We start from the raw sequence: 11,190 nt of genomic DNA on the forward strand, positions 1-11,190 counted from the left end.
TCATCTAATTTTTGTCTCTTCTTTGCTCAGCTCTAATGCTCTTTGCATCGCAAAAGCTTTTTTGAATGATTCCTTGTATTCGTGCTTCGGAACAGAATCAATCACAACTCCTGCGCCGGACTGCATAAATGCCTGCCCTCCGGTTGCATAAATGGTTCGAATGACGATATTAAACTGCAGATCGTGATTATATCCAAACCATCCTATAGATCCAGTATAAAGCCCTCGGCGTGTCGGCTCAAGTTCTTCTATAATTTCCATCGTTCTTACTTTCGGTGCACCAGTAATGGTTCCTCCGGGAAACACAGCATGAATAATATCTACAGCATCATACCCATCCTGCAGTTCACCTTGGACATTAGACACAATGTGCATCACATGCGAGTATTTTTCAATTGCCATGAATTCATTTACGCGCACAGACCCGTACCGTGATACTCTTCCCAGATCATTTCGCTCAAGATCAACCAGCATGACATGTTCCGCGCGTTCTTTTTCATTGTGTATCAATTCGTTTGCAAGCGCCTCGTCTTCTTCATTTGTTTTCCCTCTGGAACGGGTGCCCGCAATCGGTCTTGTCTCTAATAGCTTGCCCTTTTTGCTGACAAGCAGTTCAGGCGATCCGCAAATGATTTGGAAATCAGGTGTTTCTAAATACGCCATATAAGGAGAAGGATTTACTTCTCTCAAGGTTTTGTAAATTTGATATGGGTGGACAGACAGTGACTGTGACTGCCTTATTGATAGATTGACTTGAAACACATCTCCGCTGGCAATGTATTGTTTGATTTTCTCTACAGCTTGTGAGAACCCATCCTCGGTAAATGGCGCCGCGAAGGAACCATCTGTTTCAGGGTTCATCTCTCGCGAAGAGACAGCGGGAAGCTCAGTCAACCACATCTGCTCTAACTCAGATAGCTTCACATCCGCTGTTTCCTGATCAGAACCATTAACATGAGTAATCAGCCATAGAGACTCTTCTTGATGGTCATAAACTGCTATATCATCAAAAACAAGAAAATAAATATCTGGTGTTTCTAGATCATCTAACGAGAGCATTTTAAAATTTTCAATGTACCGTGCGTAATCATAGCTGAGAAACCCGATTGCCCCGCCTTGAAAGTTAGGGAACTCATGATTCGTTTCTGTTTCCAGCGTTTTAAACCAGCTGTGGAAGGCCCGTAATGGATCACCTTCTTTAAACAGCATCTCATCACCATGCTTAATTGTAGTTATTCCGTCTTTTCCTTTCACAGTCGCAATTGGATCAAGACCGGCTATACTATATCTGCCGCCTCTTGCACTTTCGAGAAGTACATGATGTTTTCGGGATTGCGCAAGTTTCTCAAATTGTTGTAAGAATGAGTCTTTTTGAAAAGGTACTTTTTTGCCTGCCGGTCTGCGTTGTTCCATTTGTATCATTCCTCTATTTTCTTTTTTACTTGTTTTTAATTGTAAAGCAATGTTGTTAGTGAAAAAAGTGAATTTCTCTTCCAAGAATAACATTCGTCGCAGACATGGCATATTTGATGCACGAAATATAAAAAAACTCCCGGCGGACCGGGAGTTTTGGCTTTTTTTAATCGAATTGATACAGCGGCGTGCTTAGATAACGTTCGCCGTTACTTGGAATGATGGCCAATACTTTTTTGCCTTTTCCGAGTTTTTTCGCTACTTGAAGAGCAGCATAAATTGCCGCACCTGATGAGATGCCTCCGAGAATTCCTTCTTCACGTGCAGCTCTGCGGGCATATTCGAATGCTTCTTCATTCTTCACAGGGAAGATTTCATCATATACTTCAGTGTTTAAGATGTCCGGCACGAATCCAGCTCCGATTCCCTGAATTTTGTGGGGGCCTGGTTTTCCTCCTGAAAGCACTGGGGAATCTGACGGTTCAACAGCGTAAATCTTGATGGAAGGGTATGCTTCCTTCAGCACTTCGCCCGCTCCCGTAATCGTTCCGCCCGTTCCGATTCCGGCTACAAATGCGTCAAGCGGGTCATCACCGAATTGCTCAACGATTTCTTTACCCGTTGTTTGGCGGTGAATTTCTGGGTTAGAAGGGTTGTTAAACTGCTGCGGCACAAAGTATCCGTGCTTTTCAGCAAGCTCTTCAGCTTTCTTAATGGCGCCTTTCATGCCTTCCGCACCAGGAGTCAGCACAAGCTCAGCACCGTATGCGCGAAGAAGGTTGCGGCGCTCCATGCTCATTGTATCAGGCATAACCAAAATGGCTTTTAATCCTTTAGCAGCAGCAACCATTGCAAGCCCGATTCCTGTATTTCCGCTTGTCGGTTCAATGATCGTATCACCGGCTTTTAATTTTCCTTCTTTTTCAGCCGCTTCAATCATGGCTAAACCGATACGGTCTTTTACACTGCTTCCAGGGTTCATGTATTCAAGTTTTAGATATACATCCGCACTGTTTTCATCTGCAAGGCGATTTAATTTAACGATTGGCGTATTCCCAATTAATTCAGTAATGGAGTTTGCTACACGTACCATTCTCGACACCTCAATTTCCGACTATTTGTATTGGTATTATGTATATAATCTATCAATTTCAAAATTTTTTGTCAATCACTTAGTACTTTTTTCCCCATAAAACCAAGATACATCGGCTTCTTTCCAAAGTGTCTTAACTGTCGCTTTATCGCCTAGCTGATCCATTGCGATTTGCCGTCTGATCTGGTCCTTTACTTCATCAAATGAGAACGTTCTTGCCTTTAGTTTTTCTTTCAGCTGGATAATGGCATATCCGTTGCTGACCTTTATTGGTTCCTGAGACCATTCATCCTCTTTGAGTGTTTTCGCCTCTTCAATGTATGCTGATGGAATGTTGTCTGATGCCTCTGTGACAAAACCTAAATCTCCGCCGTATGGTGATGTATATCTGTCAGTGGATCTTTCGGCAGCGACAGCTTCAAAGCTTGATCCGCCTTTCAGTTCTTTCAGGACTTCTCTCGCTTCTTCTTCATCTTTTACAACAATGTGCCGAATTCGATACGAATCATCAAACTGATATAGTTCCTTATTTTTATTATAGAATGATTCCAATTCTTTGTTTGAGATATCGATATCCCTTGTTAACAATTCCTCAAGGAGGATATTATAACGAATTTGGTCTTTCCACTCTTTCTCCGTCGTATGTTCATCTTCGTAAAAGGAATTATTGACCGCTTTAATCAGCAAAAACTCACGATCAACTTCGCTTTTGGATATTTTAAGGTTGTTCTTTTTAGCCAGCTGCTCAACAACTCGGACATTGATCATATCTTCAAGCGTTGACTTACCATACTGATCTTCCATTTCTTTCAGCCATTCTTCTCTTGTCACACTCTTGCCCCCGATAGTCGCAATAGACTCACCGGATGACGATGCGCCGGCTTGGGATTTCGTCAGCGTATATGCAACAGCAATACAGCAAACCAACAGCGCCCCTAAAATAATGGTCCAGATTGTTCTTGATTTCAAACCTGCTTTCAGCCCCTTTTCTCAAATTAAAAACCCGCTAAAGAGCTTAGCGGGTAGTTTGGTCACGAAGCCCTTCCAGCTCTTCTTTTGTAAATAAGTACTTTTCATTACAAAAATGGCATACTGCTTCGGCTTGTCCATCTTCTTCTATCATATCTTGAATTTCTTTTTTGCCTAGTCCTAAAATGGCTGTTTCGAACCGTTCTTTTGAACAAGGGCAATGGAATCTGACAGGCATCGTTTCCAAAATCTCAGGTTTCTCGCCTAGGACTTCTTCTAAAATTTCTTCTGGTGTCAGCCCTTTTTGGATGAGCTTAGAAATCGGCTCTACTTGAGATAGACGCTGTTCAATTTTTGTGATTGTTTCATCATCTGTTCCCGGCATCAGCTGAATAATAAAGCCCCCTGCCGCAAGAATGGTATTGTCAGGATTCACGAGCACACCTACGCCCACTGATGAAGGAACCTGCTCAGATGATACAAGATAGTAAGTGAAATCATCTCCTAATTCTCCTGAAACGATTTCTACTTGTCCTGTGAAGAACTCGCGCAAACCTAAATCTTTTACGACACTTAACGTTCCGTTTGTTCCAACCGCACGTCTGACATCAAGCTTGCCTTGTTCATTTAAATCAAAATGAACTTGCGGGTTAGAGACATAGGCTCTGACTTCTCCTTTGGCATTGGCATCAGCTACAATAGCTCCGATCGGACCTCCGCCCTCGATTTTCACGGTCAGCTTATCATCGCCCTTCAGCATAGCGCCGAGCATGAGTGAAGCTGTCATTGTGCGGCCCAATGCAGCGGATGCTGTCGGCCACGTACCATGGCGTCTCTGCCCCTCATTTACCATATCAGTCGTTCTCGCCGCATAAGCCCGAACTTTTCCGTCATACGCAAGTGCTTTTACTAAATAATCCATTACTAAACCTCCTATACACTTCCTACGCGGTTTCTTTCATAAATCAATTCCAGCCCTTTTAGGGTTAAGAATGGATCAACGATGTCTATACAATCTGATTCGTTCGCAATGAGCGGCGCTAGGCCTCCTGTCGCAATGACCTTTGGTTCCTGTTTTGCCTGCCATTTCATTCGCTTAACGATTCCTTCCACTTGGCCGACATAGCCAAATAAAATCCCAGATTGCATCGCGCTAACAGTGTTTTTTCCGATAATATTGTCGGGCCGGGTGATTTCGATACGCGGAAGCTTTGCTGCACGCGAGTAAAGCGCCTCTGTCGAAATTGTAATCCCAGGGGCAATCGCCCCGCCCATGTATTGTTTGTTTTCATCAATATAGCAGTACGTTGTGGCGGTTCCGAAATCGACAACAATTAATGGATTGCCGTATAAGTGTATCGCAGCGACAGCATTTACGATTCTGTCTGCCCCCACTTCTTTCGGATTGTCATATTTTATATTTAAACCGGTTTTCATACCTGGACCAACAATTTGCGGCTCGATATGAAAGTATTTTGTGCACATTCTTTCTAACGCAAACATGATTGGCGGCACTACTGACGAAATAATAATGCCATCTATCTGTTCAAACATAAGCCCGGAGTGATCAAATAAGGAGCGCAAAATCATCCCAAACTCATCTTCTGTTTTATGCCTGCTTGTTTCTATACGCCAGTGATATTCTAATTTTCCATCATGATATACACCAAGTACAGTATTGGTGTTCCCCACATCGATAACCAGTAACAACCTCTATCACCACTTTTGAATAGTTTCTCTACTTTACTTTTACAAACATTCTACAATACCATACACGATCAGCGGCTCATTTGTAAACAAATCGATACCAGATTTGGATGATTGTAAAAGCCGCAGCTGAGCCCATCATTTACATAAAAAAACTGCCAGCTTCAGCCGGCAGTTTTTTTAGAAAGAAAGCGAATTACTCTTTCGTATCGTCTTTCTTTTCTTCTGTTTTTGTCAGAATGTTTACTTTCACATCATCGTTCTTTTCATCATCTGAGAAATTACGCTCAGGTAATGTTCCATGATCGATAAGGTGTTTGATCTGTTCAGCGTCAAGCGTTTCAACTTTCAGAAGCGTTTGGGCAATCAATTCAAGCTTGTCACGATTTTCAGTCAGGATTTGTTTCGCACGCTCATAACATTCTTTGATGATGCGCTGAATTTCCTGATCAATTTCGTAAGCGATTTGATCACTGTAGTTCTGTTCGTTGTTGAAATCACGGCCTAAGAATACCTGACCGCCCTGAGACTGTCCAAATTGCAACGGTCCCAGTTTTTCTGACATACCGAATTCCGTAACCATTCGTCTTGCAATATTCGTCGCACGCTGGAAGTCATTGTGCGCCCCTGTGCTGACTTCACCGAAGATAATCTCTTCAGCAACACGTCCGCCCAAGAGGCCGACAATTTTATCAAGCAGCTCCGGCTTTGTTTGGAAATAACGGTCTTCTCTTGGCAGCATAACAGCATAACCGCCAGCCTGGCCCCGAGGAACAATCGTTACTTTATGAACCATATCTGCCTCATCTAAAACGAGTCCGATAACGGTGTGTCCGCCTTCGTGATAAGCCACGATATTGCGTTCTTTCTTGGAGATAACGCGGCTCTTCTTAGCAGGTCCGGCAATTACACGGTCCGTCGCTTCGTCAATATCACGCGCATCGATTTTTTTCTTGTTTTGACGAGCTGCTACAAGCGCAGCTTCATTCAAGAGGTTTTCTAAGTCAGCGCCCGAGAAGCCTGGTGTTCTCATGGCAATTGATTTTAGGTTAACCGTTTCATCCAGCGGTTTGTTTCTCGCATGGACTTTCAATACAGCTTCACGGCCAATGACATCTGGGCGGTCCACTGTGATTTGACGGTCAAAACGTCCCGGACGAAGTAAGGCTGGGTCCAAGATGTCCGCACGGTTCGTCGCAGCAATGATGATAATTCCTTCATTAGCGCTGAAGCCGTCCATTTCAACAAGCAATTGGTTTAGCGTCTGTTCACGTTCATCGTGTCCACCGCCGAGACCAGCGCCACGCTGGCGTCCGACTGCGTCAATTTCATCAATGAAGATCAAACAAGGCGCATTCTTTTTCGCATTTTCAAACAAGTCACGCACACGGGAAGCACCGACCCCTACAAACATTTCAACGAAATCAGATCCGCTGATGCTGAAGAAAGGTACGCCGGCTTCTCCTGCACAAGCCTTGGCAAGCAATGTTTTACCGGTACCCGGAGGCCCGACTAAAAGCACGCCTTTCGGTATTCTGGCGCCAAGCTCGGCAAACTTGCGGGGATCTTTCAGAAACTCAACAACTTCAACAAGTTCTTGCTTTTCTTCGTCAGCCCCTGCAACGTCTTTAAATTTGACGCGTTTCTTTTCCTCTGTATACAGCTTCGCTTTACTCTTGCCAAAGTTCATGACACGGCTGCCGCCGCCTTGAGCCTGATTGAGCAGGAAGAAAAACAGAATAAAGATAATGACAAATGGGATGATGGTCGTCAGGAACGTCACCCATCCGCTTGTTTCTTGAGCGGGCTCAACCTTTACGTCTGTCTTTTTCAAAGCGTTAAATATCTGGTCTGCTCCCTTTCCTTCAGGAACATGAGTCAAAAAGTATTGATCTTTGTCGTAGTTTTTCAGCTGCCCTTTTACCTCATAAACACCTCTGACAGGCTGAACCGATACGCTATCAACTTTCCCGTCATCCAGGTTTTTGATGAACGTACTGTACGACATATTTTCTGTTTTCGGATTTGAGGTCTGGAAGTAGCTCACAACCCCGATTACTACTAATAAAATAAGTAAATAAAAAATGGTATTACGGAAGACCCGATTCATTCCTTACCTCCTCCCACAGTAAGCACAACTATGTTCAATAGTACCATAGAAAATCATTCCAATACAAACAATAACCATCTCGGAAGCAGGCTGCCGATCAGCTTTCATAAACTGCCGGTTTTAACACTCCGATATAAGGCAGATTGCGATAGCGCTCAGCATAATCAAGTCCGTAACCCACTACAAACGCGTCAGGAACTTCAAAACCGACAAAGTCTGCTTTGATGTCCGCTTTTCTTCCGCTCGGTTTATCCAAAAGGGTAACAATCTTAATTGATTTTGCTTTACGGTATCGGAAGAGCTCTACGAGATAACTTAAGGTTAACCCACTGTCGATGATATCTTCAATAATTAAGATGTCCCGGCCCTCTACAGATGTATCCAAATCTTTAATGATTTTTACTTCTCCAGAAGAAACCGTAGAATTTCCGTAGCTTGATACATCCATGAAATCCATTTCCAAATATGTATCAATATGCTTGATAAGATCCGCCATAAAAGGAAGTGCTCCTTTTAACACACCGATTGCCAACGGAAATGTATCTTGATACTCGCTCGTTAATTCTGCACCTAACTCTTTTACTTTCTTTTGTATCTCTTCCTCTGAGATCAGTACTTTCTCGATATCATGTTTCATCATGATTTTGCTTGCCCCCTACACTTTTCATGCTGTCTATATTGTAATACAATGCGGTCGCTGTTTGGAATCACAAGATCTTCAAAAATTGATTTTTTCAAGCCAGGTATCCAGATAATTTCACCGCTTGCGTCCGTCACAATCGGCCAGTTGTCTCTTTCTTGGAGAGGCAGTTTCTTATCAATAAATATATCCTTTACCTTTTTTGAGCCGTTCATCCCTTTTAGTTTGATCCGGTCTCCAGCTTTTCTCGTCCGGATTGTTAAGGGAAATCGCACCTTTTTTTCACTTGTGATAAAAACAGCATTCCCATGTTCTTCAGGCGAGTCCGCATAATGCCTTGCCTCTATCAGATATCCATTAGGGAGCACTGCCGTTTCATCAGAAGCTCCGCTAATTTGGTATTCAAAGGGAACATTTTTGCACTGCCATTGTTCAAATGTAAACAAACATGTCTGATATGATTTGACCACCTTCAGTCCTTTCGGAAAGTCCAGTACTCCTGAAGGACTGCCATTTTCCGCCCAATCGAGAAACTGCTGAATGTGATGGGCTGAAAAGGATGATGGAACGTTTTCATAAAGATAGTTTAATATTAGTTGAACTCCTCTTCTTTGTAAAGGCATCGGGAGGGCAAGCAATTGAGAGGAATTGATTTCAACTGATGTATTAGACTGGCTTGTGATTACTTTATTCATTTCATCTTTCGTTAATGACTGTAAGAATTGCTCATCTTCCGTCAGTGCTTCACTCACTTTCTGAAACCTTTTATGCACATCCGGAGATTCCTGCTTCAAAAACGGGAGCACTGTTCTTCTGAATCTGTTTCTTGTGTAGTCATCTTTGGCGTTGCTTTCATCCGTCCGGTAGCTCAAGCCGTTTTCACGGCAATAGTGAAGGATCTCTTCCTTTGTAATGGTTAAGAACGGCCTGATGATCCGCCCCGTCCCAAAACGTCTAACCGGCTGCATTCCCGCAAGTCCCGTTCCAAGCGTACCCTTAGCCAGTTTCATAAGCATTGTTTCAACCTGGTCATCACCATGATGCGCAAGAGCCAGATAGTCCGCTTGGTGCTTCGACATGATTTCCTCAAAAAACTGGTAGCGGCAATCGCGTGCTGCAGCCTGCTTATTGAGTCCTTTTTCCTGTGCATATGCGGTTACATTGATTTGAGCCGTTTCGCACACGAGCTGTTCAGCTTTACAATAAGCTTGGACAAAACGCATGTCCTCCTCGGATTCCGCACCTCTGAACCGATGGTCAACGTGAGCTGCAATAACATTCGCTGAACGGCCGCATAACGTATGCAACGCGTGAAGAAGAGCCATTGAGTCCGGACCGCCAGAAACGCCTACAATGATCGTCGCCCCTTTTAACGTAAGATTGTGTTTGTTTAAAAAATCTTTGACACTTTTCACAATGTCCTCCTCACAATGAGCAGGTATTTTAAAGATATTCATATCCTAACACTTTCAACCCCTCCAAGCAAAGAAGAAGCATAGGCTCTGCAGTTTGCACCATTCAGATTAAGAAAAAGATAATATAGGCGAAATAAAGCGCTAAAACACTGATCACGATCAGCGTTGTTTCAAATAACCCCCCGACTTAGCCTGTTTCTGTTTTGGGGTATATCGCGTCTTCGTTATTTTTCCTTGGCGCGGTTTTTGCTGTCTATGTCGTGTGGCAGGCTGCGGTGATGCTTTTATAGGCTGTTTTCTTTGTGCTGCTTTTTGCCCCGCGTCTAGCATATCCTTTTTCATTTCATCTGCGGATTGATAATCTCCGTTCAAGGCTGAAAAAAGCACTTTTTTATACTTTTGAAGCAGAGGGTTTCCTTCGATGAGAGACCTAAGCTGTTCTTTGGGCTGGTTCGTTTTCTTAAATTCTTTTTTATGCACACTGTTGATCATAATCATGGCAACTGCGAACAGATCATAGGATGGCTCTGCCTTTCTTGTTCCATACCCCCAATAGCCTCTGTCATAAAACTCCGTATACTCTTTTATCGCCCGGCCTTCCTTTGTCGTGCCGCCCACATCAATGCAGCGGATCCTTGCGGGCGGACCAGTTACGATCAGATTATCAGGTTTAAGATCGCCGAATATCCATCCTTGCTGGTGAAGCACCGATAAGCTGGATAACAGCTGAATCATTAATACCGGTATCCACTCTGCTCCTTTATCACTGACATACTTCAAAAGCAGCGGCCCTTTTATGTATTCCATTGCATAAAATGAAACTTTCGTATTGGTACTGGGAATATAGGCATCATCCGTATCAAAAAAAGAAGGCCCCATCGTAACGGACTGGGCCTTTGAGAAAGATTTCAAGACATTCACTTCAGAAGTAATAGACAGGCTGTCATCACTCACCTTTAAGGCAACATGTCCATCTGATGCTTCTGCCAAATACACAATTCCATTGGCCCCTTTACCAAGCTGTTTACGCAATGTATAAGTGTTTCCATTCCACTTGCCTTTGATTGTCGTACCCGGCTTGAGGCTACATGCCAAACTCGTCAAAGCGTCGTTCATCATCTGCCAGCATGCCCCTTCTTGAGCGTATTTTTTCAAACTGCAGTGTCGCTTCACGAATCGCCGGACCTGTCGGCGTGATGCCGCCTGTCGAAAGCTTTGCAAAGAGTGTGGAAAGAGATTGCAGCTTCGGTGTCCAGTTCAGCACAAGCTCGACCTCTTGTTTTTTCCCGGGAAATATACACATCGCAAATTCGTTATTCCCGATTCGGGAATTGAGGCTTACAGACAAATCAATCAGCGCCTCTTTTACTGTTGGAAGCTTTGGCGCCATACTTGCACTTGTATCAACAAGAACCAAAACCTGAAGATGCACCGTTTCTCCAAGCTCGTCTACCACTTCCATGACTTCGCCGCGTTTTTCCGGAGAAAGCTCTTCCATTTCCACATTCTTTCCGAGAATCTGTTTCAGTTCTTGATTGACTACACCTTGTAAGGTTTGCGTCATCGCTTTCTTTGTTACCATTTGAACAGTTTGTGAAAGCTGAGATGCATAAACGACTTGGTGCACGCCTCCTCCGGCAAGTGCAATCCCTTCGACTTCCTTCATTGCCTCAGGGTCAATTTGATTTTCTTCCATTATACCAATGACATTTACCGTAATCCCCTGCTCTTTAGCAAAAGCAGCCATTGCAAGCGGGTCTTCCCCATGGTTTGAGCAGCCATCCGTTATCAGCAAAATTTGATTTAAATGTCCGTTGTTCACATTCATTCCTCCTGGAGAATA

The 11,190-nt window shown here is 43.6% G+C and carries 9 protein-coding genes and 1 pseudogene; all 10 read right to left on the bottom strand.

Translation table 11 applies throughout. The features are described 5' to 3' along the window. Window positions 1–1,413: an anthranilate synthase component I family protein gene (locus tag BGM23_RS00615; RefSeq protein ID WP_029726384.1), complete on the bottom strand. Its 1,413-nt coding sequence runs from the start codon at window positions 1,411–1,413 to the stop codon at window positions 1–3. Between the two features lie 166 nt (window positions 1,414–1,579). Beyond that, window positions 1,580–2,506 carry a cysteine synthase A gene (gene cysK / locus BGM23_RS00620; RefSeq protein WP_015715109.1) on the bottom strand — a complete coding sequence of 309 codons (927 nt, stop codon included), beginning with the start codon at window positions 2,504–2,506 and terminating at the stop codon, window positions 1,580–1,582. Between the two features lie 75 nt (window positions 2,507–2,581). Then, entirely contained in the window at window positions 2,582–3,475 is an 894-nt protein-coding gene (locus BGM23_RS00625) for a peptidyl-prolyl cis-trans isomerase (protein WP_024571698.1), read from the bottom strand. 46 nt (window positions 3,476–3,521) lie between these two features. Then, window positions 3,522–4,397, bottom strand: coding sequence for a redox-regulated molecular chaperone HslO (hslO, locus tag BGM23_RS00630; RefSeq protein ID WP_003226695.1), 876 nt, complete (start codon window positions 4,395–4,397; stop codon window positions 3,522–3,524). Window positions 4,398–4,408: 11 nt separating this feature from the next. Further along, on the bottom strand, window positions 4,409–5,185 hold the full coding sequence (locus BGM23_RS00635; RefSeq protein WP_010886388.1) for a type III pantothenate kinase: 777 nt from the start codon (window positions 5,183–5,185) through the stop codon (window positions 4,409–4,411). Between the two features lie 193 nt (window positions 5,186–5,378). Next, window positions 5,379–7,292, bottom strand: coding sequence for an ATP-dependent zinc metalloprotease FtsH (ftsH, locus tag BGM23_RS00640; RefSeq protein WP_003243881.1), 1,914 nt, complete (start codon window positions 7,290–7,292; stop codon window positions 5,379–5,381). 97 nt (window positions 7,293–7,389) lie between these two features. After that, window positions 7,390–7,932 (bottom strand): hypoxanthine phosphoribosyltransferase, encoded by a 543-nt coding sequence (gene hpt / locus BGM23_RS00645; protein ID WP_003226700.1) that lies wholly within the window; start codon window positions 7,930–7,932, stop codon window positions 7,390–7,392. Further along, on the bottom strand, window positions 7,929–9,347 hold the full coding sequence (gene tilS / locus BGM23_RS00650) for a tRNA lysidine(34) synthetase TilS (RefSeq protein WP_029726386.1): 1,419 nt from the start codon (window positions 9,345–9,347) through the stop codon (window positions 7,929–7,931). The genes hpt and tilS overlap by 4 nt, the downstream gene beginning before the upstream one ends. A gap of 103 nt (window positions 9,348–9,450) precedes the next feature. Then, window positions 9,451–10,466 (bottom strand): annotated as a pseudogene (prkT, locus tag BGM23_RS00655) (serine/threonine protein kinase PrkT). Continuing rightward, window positions 10,432–11,169 (bottom strand): vWA domain-containing protein, encoded by a 738-nt coding sequence (locus BGM23_RS00660; RefSeq protein ID WP_003243782.1) that lies wholly within the window; start codon window positions 11,167–11,169, stop codon window positions 10,432–10,434. The pseudogene prkT and the gene BGM23_RS00660 overlap by 35 nt, the downstream one beginning before the upstream one ends. Window positions 11,170–11,190 lie beyond the last annotated feature (21 nt).

This window comes from Bacillus sp. FJAT-14266, from assembly GCF_001719225.1.
Classification (GTDB): Bacteria; Bacillota; Bacilli; order Bacillales; family Bacillaceae; genus Bacillus; species Bacillus subtilis.